The following is a 21724-nucleotide window of genomic DNA, read 5'->3' on the forward strand; positions in this document are numbered from 1 at the left end:
GGCGGCCCCGCCTTTTGGGCGCTGATGAGCTCCTCCACGTTACGGTTGTCGGGCGCCGGGTGGTGGGGAGATGCGGGGCAACCCCGGCATCCTCGGGGGTATGCGTGATCCTGTAGGAGCGAGGCTTGCCCGCGATGGGTTCAACCCGCTGTTACTGGATGTCTTCCGGCTTGACGATCACCCAGTTCTTGTCCGCCGTCACCGGCAGCCCTTCCTTGGCCTGGGCCGCGGCGTGCTTGGCCATCATGCCGTTGATCTGGGCCATGTACTTGTCCTTGCGGTTGACCCACAGGTGGATGCCGCCCTTGGCCACGTCGACACCATGGAACAACATGTAGCCGTCGCTGCTCGGAGTGTCGCCGCCCACCAGCACCGGTTTTTTCCACTCGTCGATGTAAGTCAGGATCGCCGCGTGCTTGCCGGCCATCCAGGTCGCCGGGGTCCACAGGTACGGGGTCAGCTCCAGGCCGAGGTTGGCCTTCTCGTCATACTTGCCGGCGGTGATCTGCTTGCGCGCGGTGGTCAGCTCGCCGGTCTTGCGGTCCTTGAGCAGGGTGGTCACGCCGATGACATTCTGCGGCTTGACGTTGTAGCCGTACTTCGGATCGGACGCGACCATGCGCACCAGCTCCTCGGAAGCGGCAGTCATCACGTAGACCTCGATGCCGTTCTCCATCAGCTTGTTGTACAGCTCGGCCTGGCCGGTGAAGACCTTCGGCGGGTTGACCTCGATGTCCTTGACCGTATCGCCGTCGTAGTAGGTGCTCTTGACCGGCTTGCCGGAGGCCATCAACTCGTCGACATAGCCCTTGAGTTCCTTGAGGGTGAAGCCGGAGAACACCTGCGCCACCCAGGGGTAGCAGACCATGTCGTCGACTTCGCAGAGGCGATAGTAGTAGCTGAAGAGACTTTCCTTGTGCTCGGCGGTGTCCTTGAACGGCATCAGCTTCAGGGACGGGTCGAGGGTCTCGCGGGTGATCAGGCCCTTGTTCTCCATGAACGGCAGCAGCGACTCTTCCAGGTCGTAGCGGTAACTGGTGTTGTCCATGTCGAACACCGCGAAGTTACCCTTGTTGGCATTGGCCGCGATCATCGCGTCCAGTTGCTTGGCCTGATCCGCGGGCCAGTGCTTCAAGTCGGTGGCGAAGGCCTGGCCGGCAAGGCCCAGGCAGAGTGCGGCAACCAGAAATTTCGGAGCGAGTTTCATCGGCGTTTTCTCCCTGATTGAAAGAGATCGACGCTAACAAATCGTTGTGACAATCCTCGCCTGTGGGCGACCGCCCGCGTCCTGATTCCGCCACCGACATGTGCCTGAGCGTCAGCGCCTTATTCCAAAAACGACAGTCTCAATGCGTTTTTGATATTAATTCATTAGATATCAAGCTGTTAGGCTTGCCGGTTCGCAATCGCCGCCACACGCGATTGGCACAAGTCATAGGGAGCCTCAATGAACCTGCCGCTGATCCTCAATCTGCTGGTGTTCCTGGCCTTGCTGCTGGGCCTGGCACAAACCCGTCACACCACCTGGAGCCTGGCCAAGAAGGTCCTGCTGGCGCTGGTGCTGGGCGTGGTCTTCGGCGTTGCCCTGCACAGCCTCTACGGTGCCGGCAACCCTGTCCTGAAAACCTCCATCGCCTGGTTCGACCTGGTGGGCAACGGTTATGTGCAACTGCTGCAGATGATCGTGATCCCGCTGGTGTTCGCCTCGATCCTCAGTGCCGTGGCGCGGCTGCACAACGCCTCGTCCCTGGGCAAGATCAGCTTCCTGACCATCGGCACCCTGCTGTTCACCACCGCCATCGCCGCGGTGATCGGCATCGCCCTGACCAACCTGTTCGGCCTGACCGCCGAAGGGCTGGTGGCCGGCACCCAGGAAATGGCGCGCCTGCAGGTGATCCAGAGCGATTACGCGGGCAAGGTGGCCGACCTGAATATTCCGCAGCTGCTGCTGTCGTTCATTCCGCAGAACCCCTTCGCCGACCTGGCCCGGGCCAAGCCGACCTCGATCATCAGCGTGGTGATCTTCGCCGCCTTCCTCGGCATCGCCGCCCTGCAGCTGCTCAAGGACGATGTGGAAAAAGGCCAGAAAGTGGTCAACGCCATCGACACCCTGCAAGCCTGGGTCACCCGCCTGGTGCGCCTGGTGATGAAACTGACCCCCTACGGCGTGCTGGCGCTGATGACCAAGGTGGTCGCCAGTTCCAACCTGCAGGACATCATCAAGCTCGGCAGTTTCGTGGTGGTGTCCTACATCGGCCTGGGCCTGATGTTCGTGGTCCATGGCCTGCTGGTGTCGCTGGCCGGGATCAACCCGCTGCGCTTCTTCCGCAAGGTCTGGCCGGTGCTGACCTTCGCCTTCACCAGCCGCTCCAGCGCCGCGACCATCCCGCTGAGCATCGAGGCGCAGACCAGCCGCCTGGGCATTCCGCAGTCCATCGCCAGCTTCGCCGCCTCGTTCGGCGCGACCATCGGCCAGAACGGCTGTGCCGGCCTGTACCCGGCGATGCTGGCGGTGATGGTCGCCCCGACCGTGGGCATCAACCCGCTGGACCCGCTGTGGATCGCGACCCTGGTGGCCATCGTGACCTTGAGTTCGGCCGGGGTGGCCGGGGTGGGCGGTGGTGCGACCTTCGCCGCGCTGATCGTGCTGCCGGCCATGGGCTTGCCGGTGTCCCTGGTGGCGCTGCTGATTTCGGTGGAGCCGCTGATCGACATGGGCCGTACCGCGCTGAACGTCAGCGGCTCGATGACCGCCGGGGCAATCACCAGCCAGATCATGCAGCAGACCGATAAAGAAAAGCTCGATGCCGATGAGCATGCGGAGTTGGCGCAGGCGTAAACGCTGCGACCTTTAGAAACCTATCGCGGGCAAGGACTGGGCGTCCCCCCTGCTCCTACAGATGAAGGTGTCTTCTGTAGGAGCGGAGCTTGCCCGCGATGCTTTTAACGCTTCTCCCAGACTTCGAAGCTGTAGGCCGGCTTGTCGCCTTCCGCCGGGTTCGGCACATCCGACACCAGCTTCCACTGATTCAGGTCGAACTCCGGGAACCACGCATCCCCTTCCGGGCTCAGCGCCACGCGGGTCAGGTACAGGCGATCGGCCTGCTCCAGCCCCTGCGCATACAGCTGCGCACCGCCGATCAGCATCAGCTCGCCAACGCCCTGCTCCAGCGCCCACTGCTCGGCCCGCGCCACCGCGGCTTCCAGCGACGGATACACCTCGGCGCCTTCCAGGCGCAGATCGGCCTGGCGGCTGACCACGATATTCAACCGGCCCGGCAATGGCCGGCCGAGGGAATCCCAGGTCTTGCGCCCCATGATGATCGGCTTGCCCAGGGTGGTGGCCTTGAAATATTTGAAGTCCCCCGGCAGGTGCCAGGGCATGCTGTTGTCGACGCCGATCACGCGGTTTTCACCGAGCGCCGCGATCAGGCTGAGGGGGAGAGATTTTTTCATGCCGGCGAGGATACCAGAGGCTTGGCGCCCCGCAACGTACCCCGACCAGCACCACAACAGTTATGCTCAGCGCTCATTCGAGTAACGGAATCACGCGTGACAGCCCTGACCCCACTGGAAAAACTCTGGCTCACCGAAGCCGTGCGCCTGCGCGAAGAACAGGCCGGCGCCCTGGAAGACCAGGAAGCCAATCGCCTGGCCCGTACCGCCGGCGGCGACCTGGCGAGCCGCATCCACTACCGCGCGCTGTGGCTGGCCGAACGCGACGGCCTGGCCGCGGCCCTGCGCCACTGGACTCAGGGCGCGCGCCTGGCGCTGTGGCTGCTGGCGCTGCTGGCCCTGGTCAGCGGCGCCGGCCTGGCCTTCGCCGCCCTGGGTAACGGGCAAGCCCCAGTCAATGTGTTCTGGGCCCTGGGCAGCCTGCTCGGCCTCAACCTGCTTCTGCTGCTGGGCTGGGCGCTGGGCCTGCTGTTCGCCGGCGAACAGGGCGCCAGCCTCGGCCGACTGTGGCTATGGCTCAGCGCCCGGCTCGCCCGCGACGCCAAGGCCGTGCAACTGGCCCCCGCCCTGCTGCTGTTGCTGCAACGGCGCAAACTCAATCGCTGGGCCGTCGGCACCCTGGTCAACGGCCTGTGGCTGCTGGCCCTGCTCAGTGCCGTGGCGATCCTGCTGATGCTGCTGATCACCCGGCGCTACGGCTTCTACTGGGAAAGCACCCTGCTCGGCGCCGATGCCTTCGTGGCGATGACCAATGCCCTCGCCGCCCTCCCCCGGGCCATAGGTTTCGGGGCGCCGACCGTGGAAATGATTCACGCCAGCACCCGGGACGTCTACAACACCGAACTGGTTCGCCAGTCCTGGGCGGTCTGGCTGGTGGGGGCGCTGGTGATCTATGGCGTACTGCCGCGCCTGCTGCTGATGCTGCTTTGCCGCTGGCGCTGGAAGCACGGCCAGGCGCGCCTGCAACTGGACCTCAATCTCCCCGGCTACAGCCAGTTGCGTGAACGCCTGATGCCCAGCAGCGAACGCCTGGGAATCAACGACGCCGCGCCGGAACGGCTGCACCGCGTCGAAGGCGGCGTCAGCGCGCACGACAGCGATGGCGCCCTGCTGGTGGCCATCGAACTGGACGACCAGCGCCCCTGGCCGCCGCACTTGCCGGCCACGGTGAAAGACGCCGGCATCCTCGACAGCCGCGAGTCCCGGCACAAGCTGCTGGAACAGATGAGCCGCTTTCCACCGACGCGCCTGGCCATCGCCTGCGACCCGCGACGCTCGCCGGACCGCGGCAGCCTGGCGTTGATCGCCGAACTGGCGCGCAGCGCCAGCGCCACCCGGGTCTGGCTGTTGCAGGCGCCAACGGGCCAGGCCCTGGACGCCGAACGCCTGGGTGACTGGCATGTAGCGCTACAACAACTGGAGTTGCCGTTCGCCGATTGCGCGCCGCTGAACTGGCTGGAGACCGGGCATGACTGACACTCGCAAGCCGCCGCTGAAGCTGGCGGTGGTCGGCCACACCAACGTCGGCAAGACCTCCCTGCTGCGCACCCTGACCCGGGATGTCGGGTTCGGTGAGGTGTCTCATCGCCCCAGCACCACCCGCCATGTCGAGGGCGCGCGGCTGTCGGTGGAAGGCGAACCCTTGCTCGACCTGTACGACACCCCCGGCCTGGAAGACGCCATCGCCCTGCTCGACTACCTGGAACGCCTGGAACACCCCGGCGAGCGCCTGGATGGCCCGGCGCGCCTGGGGCGCTTTCTCGACGGCAGCGAGGCGCGCCAGCGTTTCGAACAGGAAGCCAAGGTGCTGCGCCAGCTGCTGGCCTCCGACGCCGGGCTGTATGTGATCGACGCCCGCGAGCCGGTGCTGGCCAAATACCGCGACGAGCTGGAAGTGCTGTCCAGTTGCGGCAAGCCGCTGCTGCCGGTGCTGAACTTCGTCAGCAGCGCCAACCACCGCGAACCGGACTGGCGCGAAGCCCTGGCCCGCCTGGGCCTGCACGCGCTGGTACGCTTCGACAGCGTGGCGCCGCCGGAGGACGGCGAGCGCCGGCTGTATGAAAGCCTGGCCTTGCTTCTGGAAAGCTCGCGGCCGCAACTGGAGCGGCTGATCGCCGATCAGCAGGCGCAACGCGCGGCCCGCCGGCAAAGCGCCGCGCGGCTGATCGCCGAACTGTTGATCGACTGCGCCGCCTGCCGGCGCAGCGTGGTCAGCGAGGTCGAGCAGGAGCGGCAAGCCATCGGCGAGCTGCGCAAGGCCGTGCGTCAACGGGAGCAGCGCTGCGTCGAGGCGCTGCTCAAGCTCTACGCGTTCCGCCCGCAGGACGCTGCCGCCAGCGATCTGCCACTGCTCGACGAGCGCTGGGGCGATGACCTGTTCAACCCGGAAACCCTCAAGCAGCTTGGAGTGCGGGTCGGCGGCGGGATTGCCGCCGGCGCGGCGGCCGGGGCGGGCGTCGACCTGCTGGTGGGCGGTCTGACCCTGGGCGCGGCGGCCCTGGCCGGGGCCATCGCCGGCGGTGCACTGCAAACTGCCCGCAGCTACGGCGGCCGTCTGCTGGGCAAGCTCAAGGGCCAGCGCGAGCTGACCGTGGACGACAGCGTGCTGCGCCTCCTGGCCTTGCGCCAACGGCAGCTGGTGCAGGCGCTGGACGCGCGGGGTCATGCGGCGCTGAGCAGCATTCAGCTGGCCACGCCCCAGGACCAGAGTTGGCGCGAAGGCAAGCTGCCGGAGGCCCTGACCAAGGCCCGGGCCCATCCGCAGTGGTCGTCGCTCAACCCTGGGGCGCGCCTGAGCCAGGCCGAGCGCCAGGAGCAGATCGAGGCGTTGGCGCAGAAGCTGGTGGTCGAGGAGTAGATCAGCGTCGCTCTGACGGACGTCATCGCGGGCCCAGGCACCGCAGAACCCGGATCAGGCAGCCAACAGCCGCGCCGCCTTGTCCTTGAGCACCTGCAAATCCATCACCGGCACCCACAGCTCCTTGGCCTGTTCGTCCCAGTGGCGCAGGCGCAGGCTGACCGCGCATAGCGGGTCCTGCTCGAAGGCCCGGGCCTCCTCGGCACTCATCGCCCCGCCCTGATATTCCAGGGTGCGCCGGCTGGCCTCGCTCAGGCGCTGGTAGTACGCCGGTTCCTTGAAGGTCAGGTAACGCTTGGCCTGCACATGAGATTCCACCAGCCGCGCCAGGCGCTCGCTGAAGCCGGCGCGGCGCAGGTAGTCCGCCCCCAGCCGCTCATGGCTGACCACGCCGAAACCACCCATGTTCTCGCCATCCTGTCCGCAGATATGCCCGATATCGTGGAAGAACGCCGCCAACACCACCTCGTCGTCGAAGCCCTCGGCCATGGCCAGCTGCGCAGCCTGGGACATGTGCTCGATCTGCGACACCGGCTCGCCGATGTAGTCGCTGTCGCCAAAACGTTCGTACAGGCCGAACACCTCGGCGATCCGCTGTTCAGGCCCCATCAGGCTTCCTCCAGTAAGCGGGCGATATTGCCCTCGGCCATGGCCGGACCGACGCTCATGCCCACCCCGGTATGCATCAGCGCCACGCTGACCCCGGCGGCCGGCTGCAGGAACGAGAACGGCCCCGGCCCGCGGGCGCCATACACGCCCTGCCAGCGCTCCACCACCCGCACCTTGCAGCCCAGGGTGTGCTCGGCCAGCTCGAGCATCCAGTCGTCCACCTGCTCGGCATTGAACGGCGACGGATCGCTGCCGTAATGGTGGGAGTCGCCGATGATCAGCTCGCCATAGGGGGTCGGGCTGATCAGCAGGTGGATGCCGTTCTCATGCAGGTGCGGCGTGTGCCGCAGGATCTGTGCCTGCACCGCCGCCGCTTCGGGCAGGTCGGAGAAGGCGCCGTAGTGCACGCAGCTCAGGCCGGTGAGCAGCGCGTGCTGCAGGTCCAGTTGCACTTCGGGGCGGGCGCGGAGCATTTGCAGGCGACAGACCTGCGGCGCTAGGGCGGCAATCGGCTCGGCCAGCAGGGTCTGGTAGTCATGCCCGGAGCAGACCAGGATCTGCGTCGCGCTAAAGCTGCCGGCGGTGCTGTGCAGTTGGCCGGGCTCGATGTCGCGCACCAGGGTGGAAAAATGGAACTCCACCCCGAGGTCGCGGCGCAGGAAGTCGATCAGCATCGGGATGGCCTCCCGGGAATACAGCTGCTGGTCGTCCAGGCCATGCAACGCCGCGCGGTGATGGCGGAAGCGGCCGCCGTACAGGTCGTTCAAGGCCGCGCCGCGCAGCAGTTCGACGCGGTAGCCGTGCTCCCGGGCGCGGCCGGCGCAGAAGGCCTGCAGCAAGTGCTCTTCGGCTTCGGTGCGGGCGAACAGGTAGGAACCGTTGCGCTTGAGCGGCAAGCCGGCAAGCCTTGACCAGTCGCCCCAGATGCCGCGGCTGGCCCGGGCCAGGTCGAGCATCACCCCGGGCGGCTGGCCGGTCACCAGGGCCTGGCCGAAATTGCGCACCGACGCACCCAGGGGCGTGGCGCTGCGCTCGAAAACCCGGACCCGCAGGCCGCGTTTGGCGGCGGCATAGGCATGGGACAGCCCAAGAATGCCGGCGCCGACGATCAGCAGGTCGTTGTGGTTGCTCATGGGTGGATTCCTTGAAAGATGACCTCTGCGAGGTCAAATCGCGGGCAAGCCTCGCTCCTACAGAAGCGTCCGTATAAGCGAGGCCGATCCGCGATAGGGTCTGTCGATTACTTGGCGGCGACCTTCTCGGACTTGCCGTCGTAACGCTTGCGCCATTCGGCCAGGATCTCGTCGCGGTTCTTCGAGGCCCAGGCGAAGTCGTTCTTGATCAGGCGCTGTTCGTAGTCGGCCGGCAGTTCGGTCTGCGGCTTGGCGATGCCCGACTGGGCCAGGACCGCGAAGTTTTCCTTGTACAGCTCCATGGCCGCCGGGCTGGCGGAGAAGTCGGCGAGCTTCTTCGCCGCCTCTTCATGGGGGGTGCCCTTGATCACCGCGGTGGCTTCGATTTCCCAGCCCAGGCCTTCCTTGGGCAGCACGATGTCCAGCGGCGCGCCCTGGCGCTTGAGCTGCACGGCCGGGTATTCGAAGGAGATGCCGATCGGGAATTCGCCCGCCGCCGCCAGCTTGCACGGTTTGGAACCGGAGTGGACGTACTGGCCGATGTTCTGGTGCAAATCGTCCATGTACTGCCAGCCCTGCTTCTCGCCGAAGGTCTGCAGCCAGGCGCTGACGTCGAGGAAACCGGTGCCGGACGACGCCGGGTTCGGCATGACGATCTTGCCCTTGTACTCAGGCTTGGTCAGGTCCTGCCAGCTCACCGGCTTGGTCAGGCCCTGCTTTTCGGCTTCGACGCTGTTGAAGCAGATGGTCGCGGCCCACACGTCCATGCCGACCCAGGCTGGCGGGTTGGCGGCGTCGCGGTAGTTGCCGCCGATCTTGTCCAGATCCTTCGGCGCGTAGCTTTGCAGCATGCCTTGCTGGTCGAGGATCGCCAGGCTGGAGGCGGCCAGGCCCCACACCGCGTCCGCCTGCGGCCGGGCTTTTTCCGCCAGCAGCTTGGCGGTGATGATCCCGGTGGAGTCGCGCACCCATTTGATTTCCACGTCCGGGTTGGCGGCTTCGAAGGCCTGCTTGTAGCTCTTGAGCTGCTCGGCTTCCAGGGCGGTATAGACCGTCAGTTCGGTCTTCGCGGCAAAGGCGTTCATGCTGAAAGCAGTGAGGACAGCAGCGGCAACAGCCAGGGGCTTGAACATGGTGCGGTTCCTTTTCTGGGGTGGAAGTGCGGGTTGGACAGATTCAGTGACCGGGCGCGCTCTGCCGCCAGGCCTGGGAGCGGCGCAGCAAGCCGCGCGAAGCCCAGGCCAGGAGCAGGGACACGCCCGCCGAGGTAAAGAGGATCAGGGTCGACATGGCGGCCGCGCCGCCGACGTTGCCGGCGTCGTCCATGTTCAGCACTGCCACCGCCGCGAGGATGGTGTCGGGGCTGTAGAGGAAGATCGCCGCCGAGACGGTGGTCATGGCCGAGACGAACAGATAGCGCACGATGTCCAGTAGCGCCGGCAGGCAGATCGGCACCGTGACCCGCAGGTAATGACGGTACAGCGGCGCCTTGAGCGACAGCGCGGCGGCCTCGAACTCGGCGTCGAGCTGGCGCAGGGCGGTGGTGGCGGTCATCTGTGCGGTGGTCAGGTAGTGGGCGATGGTGCACACCACCAGCAGGGTCATGCTGCCGTAGAACACATGCAGTGGATTGCCGCCGAGGTTGAAGAAGAAGACATAGCCCAGGCCCAGCACCAGGCCCGGCACCGCCATCGGCACGAAGCTGAGCATGCGCAGCGCCAGGTTGAGGCCGCGCTGGGAGCGGGTCTTCTCCATCAGGTAGGCGCCGGTGAAGATCAGCGCGCTGCCGATCAGCGCCGTGCACAGGGCCATGGTCAGGCTGTTGCGGTAGGCCAGCCAGCCGCCACCGGCGGTGTCGTTGAACTGATAGTGGTTGAGCGACAGCGACAGGTTGTAGGGCCAGAACTTCACCAGCGACGAGAACACCGCCATGCCGAACACCAGCAGCAGCGCCGCGCAGATCAGCAGCACGATCGCCAGGTAACAGCCGTCTCTTACGCGAGAGGGTGCCGGTTTGAAGACCTGGGCCCGGCCGCTCATGGAGTCGCCATGGCGCCGGCGCAGCCAGGCGTCGACGCCGAAGCTGAACAGCGCCGGCAGCAACAGCACCATGCCGATCAGGGCGCCACGGCCGAACTGCTGCTGGCCGACCACCGCCTTGTAGGCCTCCAGCGCCAGCACCTGATAGTCGCCACCGACCACTACCGGCACGCCGAAATCGGTGATGGTCAGGGTGAACACCAGGCAGAACGCGGCAAACACTGCCTGGCGAGTGGCCGGCCACGTGATGCTGCGAAAGGCCTTGGCCGGGCTCGCGCCCATGCTCGAGGCGGCGTCGAACAGCCGCGCATCGGCCAGGGACAGGGCCGACAGCAGGATCATCAAGGCGTGGGGAAAGGTGTAGATCACCTCGCCAAGGACGATGCCCCAGAAGCCATAGATGTTGTCCGAGAGCAGGCCACGGAGCAGGCCCTGGTTGCCGAACAGATAGACCAGGGCAATGCCCGGCAGCATCGACGGCGCCATCAACGGCAGCAGGGACATGCCGCGCCAGATGGCCTTGCCGGGAATCAGGGTGCGTTGCAGGGCATAGGCGAACAGGTACGCCAGCGGTACCACGATGGCGGCGACGCTGAGGGAGACTTTCAGGCTGTTGCCCAGCAGCCAGTGGAAGTTGGCGCTGGTCAGCAGCTCCCGGGCGGCGGTCAGGCCACCGCCCTGCCCGGCTTCGCCACTGAAGCCGCGCCAGAAGATCGCCAGCAACGGCAGCAGCACCGCCAATCCCAGCAGCACAAGCAGCAGCAGTTTGCCGCCGAGCACGAAAATACGGTCGCCGATTTCCGCCCGGGCCACTTGGCGCGCCCGTTTCGCGGGTAGCGGCAGGCTCAGTTCAACGGCCATCTCAGGCAAACACCTGCAGGCTGCGCGGCGGCAGGGCGACCCAGATGTCCTGGGCCCCCAGACGCGGCATGGCTTCCGGGGCCAGCTCGGCCAGCAGCGGATGGCCGGGCAGCTCGTTGAGTTCGAAGCTCATGCGGCAACGGTTGCCGAGGAAGGTGATTTCCCGGACCTTGGCCGGGAACAGGTTTTCCTCGTGCACCGGCGGGTTGACGCTGATCGCCTCCGGGCGGCAGAACAAGCGGCCCGACGCAGCCGTGCCGGAGTCGGCCGCCAGCCGCACATTCATCCCGCCGACCTGGGCGTGGCTGTCGCTGCTGCGGCGGAACGGCAGCCAGTTGCCCTGGCCGACGAACTCGGCAACGAACGGGGTGGCCGGACGATCGTAGATTTCCTGGGGCGTGGCGTACTGCTCGACCTTGCCGTTATTCATCACGGCGATGCGGTCGGCCATCAGCATGGCCTCGTCCTGGTTGTGGGTGACCATCAGGGTGGTGATGCCCAGGCGCCGCTGCAACTGGCGCAACTCAGTGCACAGATGCTCACGGACCCGAGCATCCAGGGCCGACATCGGTTCGTCGAGCAACAGCAGCGACGGCGCCGGGGCCAGGGCCCGCGCCAGGGCCACCCGCTGCTGCTGGCCGCCCGACAGCTGGCCGGGGTATTTCTTTTCGCTGCCGGTCAGGCCCACCAGCTCCAGCATCTGCGCCACGCGCTGGCGCACTTCGTCGCGGCCGCTGCCGGCCAGGCCATAGGCGATGTTGGCTTCGACACTGAGGTTGGGGAACAGCGCATAGGACTGGAACAGGATGCCGTAATCCCGGGCCTGGGGCGCCAGGTGCGAGACGTCGCGGCTGCCCAGGTACAACTCGCCCTGGTCCTGGCGCTCGAGGCCGGCGATGCAGCGCAGCAAGGTGGTCTTGCCGCACCCCGACGGGCCCAGCAGGCACACCAGCTCGCCGGCCGCCACATCCAGGGAGACGTTATCCAGCGCGGTGAAAGCGCCAAAGCGTTTCTGCATCCCGCGCACCCGCATGGGCGCGCCGGGGTTGCTCAGGGCAGTTGCGATCGGGTGGTTCATGGACGGGCCTCATCAAGCAGATGCAGGCCATCCTAGGGAACGAATGCGTAGTTACTGTGGCAATGAAGCAAAAGCTGCCGATAGTGGTATTGGCGGATTTGGGTTGCATGCCGAGCTGGCCGTACCGACGCCATCGCGGGCAAGCCTCGCTCCTACACAAGCCAACGCATCTGTCGTCTGTAGCAGCGAGGCTTGCCCGCGATCACCTGCGCAGCAGGTGGCTGTTCAGGCCGGCGCCATTTCCTGGGCCAGGCCGAGGAAGGCCGCCGGCAGGCGCGCGCCCTTGCGTTCCTTGAGGCAGTACAGGTACTCGGCGATCTGTGGCGCATTCTCGATGGTCAGCACCCGCAACTGCGGATCGTGGGGCACTTCCTGGCGGGCGATGATGCTGATGCCGATATTGCGCAGCACCGCTTCGCGGATCGATTCGCGGCTGCCGATTTCCAGCAGCGGCCCGAAGCCGACCCGGGCACTGTCGAGCAGCTCCTCGGTCAGGCGCCGGGTGGTGGAGCCCGGTTCGCGCATCAGCAGGGTATGCCCGGCCAGGGCGCTCAGCGGCACGTGATCGAGGGCGGCCAGGGGATGATTGCGGTGCACCGCCAGCACCAGCGGGTCACTGCCGAGGACCCGGCGGACCAGCCGCGAATCCTCGAGCAACTGCGACGAGGCGGCGATGTCGACCCGGTACTCCTCCAGCGACTCCAGCACCTGCTGGGAGTTGCCGATCTCCACCGATACCTCCACCTGGGGCAGGCGCTCGCGAAAGGTCTTCACCAGATCGAGGATGTAATACGGCGCGGTGGCGGCAATCCGCAGGATGCCCTGCAACTGGCCGCTGTTACGCAGGAAAAACTCGATATCGGCTTCCTGCTGCAGCAACGCCTTGACCATCGGCAGCAGCCGGGCGCCCTCCTCGCTGACACTCAGGCGCCGGCCGCCACGATAGAACAGCTCGACGGCGTACTGGCTTTCCAGATGGCGAATCTGGGTGGTCACCGTGGGCTGGCTCAGGCCGAGCTTTTTCGCCGCCTGGGTGATGCTGCCCAGGCGGGCCACCATGTAAAACGCCTTCAGCTCGGCACTCAGCACTACCGCCTCTCATCCTCTATTTGCGCAACAGGCGCAAACCGTTGAACACCACCAACAGACTGACGCCCATGTCGGCGAACACGGCCATCCACATGGTGGCCAACCCGGCGAAGGTTACCCCAAGAAAGATCGCCTTGATGACCAGGGCCAGGGCGATATTTTGCACGAGGATGCTCGAGGTCTGGCGCGACAGCCGGACAAACGCCGGGATCTTGCGCAGATCGTCGTCCATCAGCGCGACATCGGCGGTTTCGATGGCGGTATCGGTGCCCGCCGCGGCCATGGCGAAACCGATCTCCGCGCGGGCCAGGGCCGGGGCGTCGTTGATGCCGTCACCGACCATGCCGACCCGATGCTCCCGGGCATACAGGTCTTCGATGGCCTGCAGCTTGTCGGTGGGCAACAGGTCGCCGCGGGCCTGATCGATCCCCACCTGGGCGGCAATGGCCTCGGCGGTGTGCGGGTTGTCGCCAGTCAGCATCAGGGTCTTGATCCCCAGCTCATGCAGTTGCCGGATCGCCTCGCGGCTGGACTCCTTGACCGTATCCGCCACGGCGAACAGGGCCAGGGGGCCGGCGCTGTCGAGCAACAGCACCACAGTCTTGCCCTGCCGCTCCAGGGCGAACAGCTTCTCTTCCAGGGCCGGCGAGCACAGCCTCAACTCCTCCACCAGGCGGTGGTTGCCCAAGTGGTAGAGCTGACCGTCGATTTCCCCACGCACCCCACGGCCAGCCAGGGCCTCGAAGTTATCCACAGGGCGCAGGCTCAGCTGCTTATCCACAGCCGCGTTGGCGATGGCCAGGGATACCGGGTGGTCCGAACGGGCCGCCAGGCTGGCAGCAATGGCCGGGGCGCTGTCGTCCGCCAGCGGGTCGAGGGACAGGAAGTCGGTCTGTACCGGCTTGCCGTGGGTGATGGTGCCGGTCTTGTCCAGGGCCAGGTAGTCGAGCTTGTGACCGCCCTCCAGGTACACCCCGCCCTTGATCAGGATGCCTTTGCGCGCCGCCGCGGCCAGGCCGCTGACGATGGTCACCGGGGTGGAAATCACCAGGGCGCACGGGCAGGCCACCACCAGCAGCACCAGGGCGCGGTAGATCCAGTCGAACCAGGCGGCACCCATGAACAGCGGCGGAATCACCGCCACGGCCAGGGCGAAGGCGAACACCGCAGGCGTATAGACTTTCGAGAAGCTGTCGACGAAACGCTGGGTCGGAGCGCGCGCGCCCTGGGCCTGTTCCACGGCATGGATGATCCGCGCCAGGGTCGAGTTGTTGGCTGCTGCGGTCACCCGGTACTCCAGGGAGCCGGCCTGGTTGATGGTGCCGGCGAACACCCTGTCGCCCACGGTCTTTTCCACCGGCAGGCTTTCGCCGGTGATCGGTGCCTGGTCGATGGTCGAACTGCCCGCCGTGACCTCGCCGTCCAGGCCGATGCGCTCGCCGGGACGCACCCGCACCAGCGCGCCGAGTTCGACGTTTTTGGCTTCCTGTTCGCGCCAGCTGCCGTCCGCATCCTGCACCGTGACCTTTTCCGGGGTCATCTGCATCAGGCCGCTGATGGCGTTGCGCGCGCGGTCCAGGGACTTGGCTTCGATCAACTCGGCCACGGTGAACAGGAACATCACCATGGCCGCCTCCGGCCACTGGCCGATCAGCACGGCGCCGGTCACGGCGATGCTCATCAGCGCGTTGATGTTCAGGTTGAGGTTCTTCAGGGCGATCCAGCCCTTCTTGTAGGTGCCCAGGCCGCCGCTGAGGATCGACACCAGGGCGAGCACCGCCACCGCCCAGGTCGGCGCGGCGCTGGTGAAGTGCACCACTTCCGCGGCCAGCGCAGTGACGCCGGACAGCGCCAGCGGCCACCAGTGCTTTTTCGCCGGAGCCGCGGCCGGGGCCTGCGAGGCACCGTCCAGGCCGATAGGTTCGGCCTCCATGCCCAGGGACTTGATCGCGGCGATGATCGGCGCGGTATCCGCCAGGTCGTGGGTCACGCCCAGCACCCGGTTGATCAGGTTGAACTCCAGTTGCTGCACACCCGCCAGCTTGCCCAGCTTGTTCTGGATCAGCGTCTGCTCGGTCGGGCAGTCCATGGCGTCGATGCGGAAACTGCTCAGGCGCGCATTGGCGCTCGTCGCCGTGCTGAGTTTGATCAGCGACGGCGCGGCGGCGGACGAACAGCAGGAGCCGCCGTGGCTGGCATGATCGTGGGTTTTGACCAACTGCAGCTTGGCGCCATGGTCATGGCTATGATCGTGACCGTGGTCATGGCTATGACTGTGCTCGTGGCCATGATCGTGGCTATGGCTATGACCGTGGTCGTGGTCGTGGTCGGCATGCTTGTGCTTGGACTTAGCGCCGGGCTTGCCGTGGGTGTGCAGGGAATCGCTCATGGGATCGCTTCCAAAAAGGTGCCTGTTGCCAAGTGAACACCCTGTAGCCACTATAGGGTCAAGCACCCTCTCGGAGATTGTCGCGATGAAAATTGGCGAACTGGCGAAACTGACCGACTGCCAGGTGGAAACCATCCGTTACTACGAACGCGAAGGCCTGCTGCCGGAACCCGCCCGCAGCGAAGGCAATTACCGCCTGTACACCCAGGCCCATACCGAGCGCCTGACCTTCATCCGCAACTGCCGCAGCCTGGACATGACCCTCGAGGAAATCCGCAGCCTGCTGAACCTGCGCGACAGCCCGCAAGACCAGTGCCAGAGCGTGAACGCGCTGATCGACGAGCATATCCACCACGTCAAGGCGCGGATCGACGGCTTGCTGGCCTTGCAGGCACAGCTGGTCGACCTGCGCCATCGCTGCAGCGAAGGGCCGGACCTGGATCAGTGCGGGATTTTGCAGAGCCTGGAAGTCAGCGGCTCGGTGGCCCCCAGCGAGACCGGGGATTCACACGTGGGCCGCAGTCACGGCCACTAGAAACGACATCGCGGGCAAACCTCGCTCCTACCGTGCGTAGGAGCGAGGCTTGCCCGCGATCATTGCGCCCTAAGGCTTTGGTCAAACCGCCATCGGCGCGGTCATCGGCGCGTGGTGCTGGTAGCCTTCCAGCGAGAAGTCGCTCGGCTCGACCTTTTCCAGCCACTCCGGCTCATACACGCCAGTCTTGGCGAACTCCGGCACGCGATCGGAAATCACCAGTTTCGGCATCGGGAACGGCTCGCGCTTGAGCTGTTCGTTGAGCATGTCCAGGTGGTTCTCGTAGACGTGGGCATCGCCGATGAAATAGGTGAACCAACGCGGGGTGTAGCCGGTCAGGCGCCCGATCAGGCTCAGCAGCGCGGCGCCCTCGGTGAGGTTGAACGGCGTGCCCAGGCCCAGGTCGTTGGAACGGATGTAGAGGGTCAGGGAGATTTCCCGGGTCTCCACGTTCGGGTGGAACTGGTACAGCAGATGGCACGGCGGCAGGGCCATTTCATCCAGCTGGGCGCAGTTCCAGCCGTGGAACAGGATGCGGCGGCTGCCCGGGTCCTTGATGATGGTGTCCACGCACTGGCGCACCTGGTCGATGGCCTTGTACAGCACCACATAGGCCTGGCCGTTTTCCTCGCCTTCGGCGATCTGCCGGTAGCCCTGGCCCAGGGTCTGCTCGATGGCGGCCGGGTTGCTCAGGGGGATCTGCTTGTACGCCGGCCACTTGCGCCATTGCACGCCGTAGATCTCCCCCAGGTCGTCCTCGCCCTGGCGGAACGGGTTGGCCAGCCACTGGGCGTTTTCGTTGGCGTTCTGGTCCCAGACCTTGCAGCCCAGGGCGCGGAACTCGGCGGCGTTGTTCACCCCGCGCAGGAATCCGCACATCTCGCCGATGGCCGACTTGAAGGCCATCTTGCGGGTGGTGATCGCCGGGAAACCGTCTTTCAGGTCGTAACGCAGCATCGCGCCGGGGAAGCTGATGGTGTTCACACCGGTGCGGTTGGCCTGCTTGGTGCCGTTCTTGATGACGTGGGCGACCAGATCGAGATATTGCTTCATGTATTACCTGTGTCCTTGAAGGCAGGGCTCGCGCCCTGCGTTCCGAATTAGAGCGCGGCGTCTTTCGCCGCCGGTGCCGCTGGAGCGCGATGGTAGGCCAGCCAGATCAGGAACAGGCCGCCGACGATCATCGGCACGCACAGCACCTGGCCCATGGTCAGCCAGTTCCACGCCAGATAGCCCAGCTGCGCATCCGGCACCCGGACGAACTCGACGATAAAGCGGAAAATGCCGTAAAACAGGGCGAACATCCCGGAAACCGCCATGGTTGGGCGGGGTTTGCGCGAGAACAGCCAGAGGATGAGGAACAGCGCCACGCCTTCCAGGGCGAACTGATACAGCTGCGAAGGATGGCGCGGCAACTGGGCCGGATCGCTGAACGGCGGGAAGATCATCGCCCAGGGCAGGTCGGTCGGTTTGCCCCACAGCTCGGCGTTGATGAAGTTGCCGATACGCCCGGCGCCCAGGCCGATCGGCACCATCGGCGCGACGAAGTCCATCAGCTGGAAGAACGACTTGTTGTTGCGCTTGCCGAACCACAAGGCCGCCAGCATCACCCCGATGAAGCCGCCGTGGAACGACATGCCGCCCTTCCAGACTTCGAAGATCAGCATCGGGTTGGCCAGGTAGGCGCTCAGGTCGTAGAACAGCACATAGCCCAGGCGCCCGCCGACAATGACCCCCATCGACATCCAGAACACCATGTCGGAGAGCTTCTCCTTGGTCCAGGTCGGGTCGAAGCGGCTCAACCGGCGCGACGCCAGCAGCCAGGCGCCACCGATGCCGATCAGGTACATCAGGCCGTACCAGTGAATTTTCAGCGGACCGATGGCCAGGGCCACCGGGTCGATCTGCGGGTAAGGCAGCATTGCGACTCCTCGTTAGCGTGAAACTCGATATGCGCCGGGACCATGCCACGGGCGGATTAAGCCAGGATTGCGCAACCTGTCAGAGCAGGAACGTCAGGCCGACCACAAACAGCAGGGCGGCGAACAAGCGCTTCAACAGACGCGGCGACAGGCGATGGGCCAGGCGCGCGCCGAACCGGGCAAAGACCATGCTGGTGAGGGCGATCCCCAACAGCGCCGGCAAATACACAAAACCCAGACTATGAGCCGGTAGCAGCGGATCATGCCAGCCCAGAATCATGAAACTTATGGCACTGGCCACGGCGATCGGCAAACCGCAGGCCGAGGACGTGGCCACCGCCTGCTGCATCGGCACGCTGCGCCAGGTCAGGAACGGCACGGTCAACGAGCCGCCGCCGATGCCGAAAATCGCCGAAGCCCAGCCGATCACACTGCCGGCCAGGGTCAGCCCGAACTTGCCGGGAACCTCCCGGCTGGCCTTGGGGCGCAGCTCCAGGGCCATCTGCAGCGCAACCACCAGGGCGAAGACGCCGATGATTTTCTGCAGGTTCGGCCCGGAGATGGCCTCGGCCGTCAGGGCCCCGACCCCGGCGCCCAACAGGATGCCCAGGGTCATCCAGGCAAAGATCGGCCAGCGTACCGCGCCTTTGCGCTGGTGCTCGCGAACCGCGTTGACCGAGGTGAAGATGATGGTCGCCAGCGATGTACCGACCGCCAGGTGGGTCAGGATCGACGGATCGAAACCCTGCAGCGTGAAGCTGAACACCAGTACGGGAACGATGATGATGCCGCCACCCACGCCGAACAGCCCGGCCAATATGCCTGCGCAGGCACCCAGCAGCAGATAGAGCAGAAATTCCATGTAGGCATCCCGAAAAGAGAGCGGCATGGTAACGGAAGCATGGCCTCAGGCTCCACTGGATGGCGATGGATACCCGGCCGGTCTGTGCGTAAAGTGGGCAAAAAACACCAAAGAGACCACCTGATGTGCCTGATCGTGTTCGCCTGGCGGCCGGGCCACGCCCTGCCCCTGATCGTCGCGGCCAACCGTGACGAGTTCTACGCCCGCCCCAGCCTGCCGCTGGCGCAATGGCCCGAAGCCCCCGACATCTATGCCGGGCGCGACCTGGAAGCCGGTGGCACCTGGCTCGGCGTCGGCGCCGACGGGCGTTTCGCCGCCCTGACCAATATCCGCAATCCCCACCAACCGCCCGCCCGGCGCTCTCGGGGCGAGCTGGTGGCACGTTTTCTCAGCACGAAAGCCTCGATAGACGACTATTTGGCCGACGTTGTCGGCCGATCGCTGGAATACGCCGGTTTCAACCTGCTGATCGGTACTCGCGATCAACTCTGGCACTACAACGCCCTGGAGCGCGAGCCGCAGCAACTGGGCAGCGGCGTCTACGGCCTGTCGAATGCCGGGCTCGATACCCCCTGGCCCAAGTTGCTCAAGGCCCGGGCCGCCTTGCAGGAAGTACTGGACGACCCGCAGCCCCAGGCCTTGCTGGCGCTGCTCGGCGATAACCAGACCGCGCCGTTCGCCGACCTGCCCGACACCGGGGTCGGCCTGGCCACCGAGAGCCTGCTGTCGAGCGTGTTTATCGCCAGCCCCAGTTATGGCACGCGGGCCAGCACGGCGCTGATCGTCAGGGCCGATGGTTCGCGGCATATGGTCGAGCGTAGCTTCGGGCCCTATGGCGGGCATCTGGGAGAGGTGGAGCTGAGGGTTTGAGGCTCGCTCCCGGAGGAGCGAGCTGGCTCGCGATGGCTGTTACAGAGTCTTGGCCGACGCCGGATTGATCATCCGCGCCAGGCCCAGGCTCTTCAGCGCCAGGTGCAGCGAACTGTGGATAACTTGCGGGTTGTCGATGGTCATCAGCTCGGCCAGCAGTTCCTTGGCCTTGCTGAGATTGATCTGACGCAGCATCCACTTCACTTTCGGCAGGTTGGTGGCGTTCATCGACAGGCTGTCGAAACCCATCGCCATCAGCAGCACCGCCGCCGCCGGATCGCCGGCCATTTCCCCGCAGATGCTCACAGGCTTGCCTTCGGCATGGGCGTCGCGCACCACGGTCTGCAAGGCTTGCAGCACCGCCGGGTGCAGGTAGTCGTAGAGGTCCGCCACCCGCGGGTTGTTGCGGTCCACGGCCAGCAGGTACTGGGTCAGGTCGTTGGAGCCGACCGACAGGAAATCCACCTGGCGCGCCAGTTCCTTGGTCTGGTACACGGCGGCAGGAATCTCGATCATCACCCCGACCGGCGGCATCGGCACGTCGGTGCCTTCGTCGCGTACCTCGCCCCAGGCGCGGTGGATCAGGTGCAGGGCTTCTTCCAGCTCATGGGTGCCGGAGATCATCGGCAGGAGAATGCGCAGGTTGTTCAGGCCTTCGCTGGCCTTGAGCATGGCGCGGGTCTGGACGAGGAAAATCTCGGGGTGGTCGAGGGTGACGCGAATGCCGCGCCAGCCGAGGAAGGGGTTGTCTTCCTTGATCGGGAAATACGACAGTGACTTGTCGCCGCCCACGTCCAGGCTGCGCATCGTCACCGGTTGCGGATGGAAGGCCGACAGTTGCTCGCGATAGATCGCCAGCTGCTCCTTCTCGCTCGGAAAACGTTGGTTGATCATGAACGGCACTTCGGTGCGGTACAGGCCCACGCCTTCGGCGCCACGCTTCTGCGCCCGCGCCACATCCGCCAGCAGGCCGGTGTTGACCCACAGCGGCATGCGGTGGCCGTCCAGGGTCACGCACGGCTGGTCGCGCAGCGCATCCAGGCCCAGGGCCAGTTGCTTCTCTTCCTCGACCACGTCGGCGAACTGCTTGCGCAGCACGTCGCTAGGGTTGGTGTAGACCTCGCCGTGGTAGCCGTCGACGATCATGTCGATGCCGTCGACCTTGGAGTACGGCAGGTCGACCAGGCCCATCACCGTCGGGATGCCCATGGCCCGCGCCAGGATCGCCACGTGGGAGTTGCCCGAACCCAGGACCGACACCAGGCCGGCCAGCTTGCCTTCCGGCACCTCGCCGAGCATGGCCGGCGTCAGCTCTTCGCTGACCAGGATGGTGTTGTCGGGGTAGACCAGGGTCTGCTGGCGCTCTTCCTGCAGATACGCCAGCAGGCGGCGGCCCAGGTCCTTGACGTCCGAGGCCCGCTCGCGCAGGTAGGCGTCGTCCATCAGTTCGAAACGGCTGACGTGATCGGCGACCACCTGGCGCAACGCGCCCTGGGCCCATTGGCCGGTCTTGATCACGGTGGTCACTTCGCTGCCCAGGGAGGCATCGTCGAGCATCATCAGGTAGACGTCGAACAGCGCTCGTTCTTCGGGGCGCAGCTGGGTGGCGAGTTTTTCCGAGAGCGTGCGCATGTCGGCGCGCACGCCTTCGATGGCGGTCTTGAACAGCGCCAGCTCGGCGTCGATGTCGCTGATGCTCTTGTCAGGCACCACATCCAGGTCGGCCGGCGGCAGCATGACCACCGCGGTCCCCACCGCCGCGCCTGGCGAACCGGGCACGCCGACGAACTTGGCTTCCTGGATGCCCTTGCCCTGGCGACCCAGGCCCCGGATCGAACCGGTGGCTTCGGCATGGGCGATAACGCCTGCCAGCTGGGCGCTCATGGTCACCAGGAAGGCTTCTTCGCCTTCGTCGAACTGCCGGCGCTCCTTTTGCTGGATCACCAGGACGCCGACGACCCGCCGGTGGTGGATGATTGGCCTGCTCGGGGACATGGATGGGCCTCATGTCGGGTGCGATGGA

General features: G+C 65.8%; 17 protein-coding genes and 1 pseudogene. 5 read left to right on the forward strand and 13 right to left on the reverse strand.

The window, feature by feature from the left end; translation table 11 throughout:
• Positions 1–151: 151 nt before the first annotated feature.
• Entirely contained in the window at positions 152–1207 is a 1056-nt protein-coding gene (locus ACQKQA_RS22335) for a haloacid dehalogenase-like hydrolase (RefSeq protein WP_427562492.1), read from the reverse strand.
• A gap of 240 nt (positions 1208–1447) precedes the next feature.
• Here ACQKQA_RS22335 and ACQKQA_RS22340 point away from each other — a divergent pair, with 240 nt between their 5' ends.
• Entirely contained in the window at positions 1448–2839 is a 1392-nt protein-coding gene (locus ACQKQA_RS22340) for an L-cystine transporter (RefSeq protein WP_427562496.1), read from the forward strand.
• Between the two features lie 104 nt (positions 2840–2943).
• Here the strand turns inward: ACQKQA_RS22340 and ACQKQA_RS22345 are convergent, their stop codons facing one another.
• Entirely contained in the window at positions 2944–3456 is a 513-nt protein-coding gene (locus tag ACQKQA_RS22345; protein WP_427562499.1) for a dihydrofolate reductase, read from the reverse strand.
• Positions 3457–3552: 96 nt separating this feature from the next.
• On the opposite strand from ACQKQA_RS22345, the gene ACQKQA_RS22350 reads away from it, so the two are divergent.
• Both ACQKQA_RS22350 and ACQKQA_RS22355 read left to right on the forward strand, forming a co-directional pair.
• Entirely contained in the window at positions 3553–4932 is a 1380-nt protein-coding gene (locus ACQKQA_RS22350) for a DUF2868 domain-containing protein (RefSeq protein WP_427562501.1), read from the forward strand.
• Entirely contained in the window at positions 4925–6313 is a 1389-nt protein-coding gene (locus ACQKQA_RS22355; protein WP_427562504.1) for a GTPase/DUF3482 domain-containing protein, read from the forward strand. Before ACQKQA_RS22350 ends, ACQKQA_RS22355 begins: the two co-directional genes overlap by 8 nt.
• 54 nt (positions 6314–6367) lie before the next feature.
• Here the strand turns inward: ACQKQA_RS22355 and ACQKQA_RS22360 are convergent, their stop codons facing one another.
• The 7 genes from ACQKQA_RS22360 to ACQKQA_RS22390 form a co-directional block, all read right to left on the reverse strand.
• Positions 6368–6922 (reverse strand): phosphonate degradation HD-domain oxygenase, encoded by a 555-nt coding sequence (locus ACQKQA_RS22360; protein ID WP_427562507.1) that lies wholly within the window; start codon positions 6920–6922, stop codon positions 6368–6370.
• Positions 6922–8055, reverse strand: coding sequence for a TIGR03364 family FAD-dependent oxidoreductase (locus ACQKQA_RS22365; protein WP_427562510.1), 1134 nt, complete (start codon positions 8053–8055; stop codon positions 6922–6924). Before ACQKQA_RS22365 ends, ACQKQA_RS22360 begins: the two co-directional genes overlap by 1 nt.
• Before the next feature lie 107 nt (positions 8056–8162).
• Entirely contained in the window at positions 8163–9188 is a 1026-nt protein-coding gene (locus ACQKQA_RS22370) for a putative 2-aminoethylphosphonate ABC transporter substrate-binding protein (RefSeq protein ID WP_427562512.1), read from the reverse strand.
• Positions 9189–9231: 43 nt separating this feature from the next.
• Positions 9232–10956, reverse strand: coding sequence for a putative 2-aminoethylphosphonate ABC transporter permease subunit (locus ACQKQA_RS22375; protein ID WP_427562515.1), 1725 nt, complete (start codon positions 10954–10956; stop codon positions 9232–9234).
• 1 nt (position 10957) lies between these two features.
• Complete coding sequence (locus tag ACQKQA_RS22380; RefSeq protein ID WP_427562517.1) at positions 10958–12034, reverse strand: putative 2-aminoethylphosphonate ABC transporter ATP-binding protein; 1077 nt, start codon at positions 12032–12034, stop codon at positions 10958–10960.
• Positions 12035–12259: 225 nt separating this feature from the next.
• Positions 12260–13123 carry a LysR family transcriptional regulator gene (locus ACQKQA_RS22385; protein WP_427562520.1) on the reverse strand — a complete coding sequence of 288 codons (864 nt, stop codon included), beginning with the start codon at positions 13121–13123 and terminating at the stop codon, positions 12260–12262.
• Positions 13124–13139: 16 nt separating this feature from the next.
• Positions 13140–15512, reverse strand: a complete 2373-nt coding sequence (locus ACQKQA_RS22390; RefSeq protein ID WP_427562523.1) for a heavy metal translocating P-type ATPase — start codon at positions 15510–15512, stop codon at positions 13140–13142.
• 85 nt (positions 15513–15597) lie between these two features.
• On the opposite strand from ACQKQA_RS22390, the gene cadR reads away from it, so the two are divergent.
• Positions 15598–16047: a Cd(II)/Pb(II)-responsive transcriptional regulator gene (gene cadR, locus ACQKQA_RS22395; protein ID WP_427562525.1), complete on the forward strand. Its 450-nt coding sequence runs from the start codon at positions 15598–15600 to the stop codon at positions 16045–16047.
• Positions 16048–16128: 81 nt separating this feature from the next.
• On the opposite strand, the gene ACQKQA_RS22400 is transcribed toward cadR, so the two are convergent.
• From ACQKQA_RS22400 to ACQKQA_RS22410, 3 genes are all read right to left on the reverse strand, one after another.
• The gene (locus ACQKQA_RS22400; protein WP_045880708.1) at positions 16129–17100 is read right to left on the reverse strand and encodes a thymidylate synthase; all 972 of its coding nucleotides are present in this window, start codon (positions 17098–17100) and stop codon (positions 16129–16131) included.
• A gap of 47 nt (positions 17101–17147) precedes the next feature.
• Entirely contained in the window at positions 17148–17969 is an 822-nt protein-coding gene (gene lgt, locus ACQKQA_RS22405; protein WP_427562528.1) for a prolipoprotein diacylglyceryl transferase, read from the reverse strand.
• A gap of 79 nt (positions 17970–18048) precedes the next feature.
• Positions 18049–18831, reverse strand: a complete 783-nt coding sequence (locus tag ACQKQA_RS22410; RefSeq protein WP_427562531.1) for a sulfite exporter TauE/SafE family protein — start codon at positions 18829–18831, stop codon at positions 18049–18051.
• A gap of 123 nt (positions 18832–18954) precedes the next feature.
• Between ACQKQA_RS22410 and ACQKQA_RS22415 the strand changes: the two genes are divergently transcribed.
• Positions 18955–19701: an NRDE family protein gene (locus ACQKQA_RS22415; protein ID WP_427562533.1), complete on the forward strand. Its 747-nt coding sequence runs from the start codon at positions 18955–18957 to the stop codon at positions 19699–19701.
• Positions 19702–19740: 39 nt separating this feature from the next.
• Here ACQKQA_RS22415 and ptsP read toward each other — a convergent pair.
• Positions 19741–21681: pseudogene (gene ptsP, locus ACQKQA_RS22420) on the reverse strand (phosphoenolpyruvate--protein phosphotransferase); the annotation flags it as partial.
• Between the last annotated feature and the right edge of the window lie 43 nt (positions 21682–21724).

Origin of the sequence: Pseudomonas sp. NPDC089530 (genome assembly GCF_050280705.1) — a bacterium.
Classification (GTDB): Bacteria; Pseudomonadota; Gammaproteobacteria; order Pseudomonadales; family Pseudomonadaceae; genus Aquipseudomonas.

Coding starts and splice junctions, on each gene's coding strand:
- ACQKQA_RS22345 (WP_427562499.1), bottom strand. CDS start 3,456: ATGAAAAAATCTCTCCCCCTCAGCCTGATCGCGGCGCTCGGTGAAAAC.
- ACQKQA_RS22335 (WP_427562492.1), bottom strand. CDS start 1,207: ATGAAACTCGCTCCGAAATTTCTGGTTGCCGCACTCTGCCTGGGCCTT.
- ACQKQA_RS22355 (WP_427562504.1), top strand. CDS start 4,925: ATGACTGACACTCGCAAGCCGCCGCTGAAGCTGGCGGTGGTCGGCCAC.
- ACQKQA_RS22390 (WP_427562523.1), bottom strand. CDS start 15,512: ATGAGCGATTCCCTGCACACCCACGGCAAGCCCGGCGCTAAGTCCAAG.
- cadR (WP_427562525.1), top strand. CDS start 15,598: ATGAAAATTGGCGAACTGGCGAAACTGACCGACTGCCAGGTGGAAACC.
- lgt (WP_427562528.1), bottom strand. CDS start 17,969: ATGCTGCCTTACCCGCAGATCGACCCGGTGGCCCTGGCCATCGGTCCG.
- ACQKQA_RS22410 (WP_427562531.1), bottom strand. CDS start 18,831: ATGGAATTTCTGCTCTATCTGCTGCTGGGTGCCTGCGCAGGCATATTG.
- ACQKQA_RS22340 (WP_427562496.1), top strand. CDS start 1,448: ATGAACCTGCCGCTGATCCTCAATCTGCTGGTGTTCCTGGCCTTGCTG.
- ACQKQA_RS22370 (WP_427562512.1), bottom strand. CDS start 9,188: ATGTTCAAGCCCCTGGCTGTTGCCGCTGCTGTCCTCACTGCTTTCAGC.
- ACQKQA_RS22415 (WP_427562533.1), top strand. CDS start 18,955: ATGTGCCTGATCGTGTTCGCCTGGCGGCCGGGCCACGCCCTGCCCCTG.
- ACQKQA_RS22400 (WP_045880708.1), bottom strand. CDS start 17,100: ATGAAGCAATATCTCGATCTGGTCGCCCACGTCATCAAGAACGGCACC.
- ACQKQA_RS22365 (WP_427562510.1), bottom strand. CDS start 8,055: ATGAGCAACCACAACGACCTGCTGATCGTCGGCGCCGGCATTCTTGGG.
- ACQKQA_RS22360 (WP_427562507.1), bottom strand. CDS start 6,922: ATGGGGCCTGAACAGCGGATCGCCGAGGTGTTCGGCCTGTACGAACGT.
- ACQKQA_RS22375 (WP_427562515.1), bottom strand. CDS start 10,956: ATGGCCGTTGAACTGAGCCTGCCGCTACCCGCGAAACGGGCGCGCCAA.
- ACQKQA_RS22380 (WP_427562517.1), bottom strand. CDS start 12,034: ATGAACCACCCGATCGCAACTGCCCTGAGCAACCCCGGCGCGCCCATG.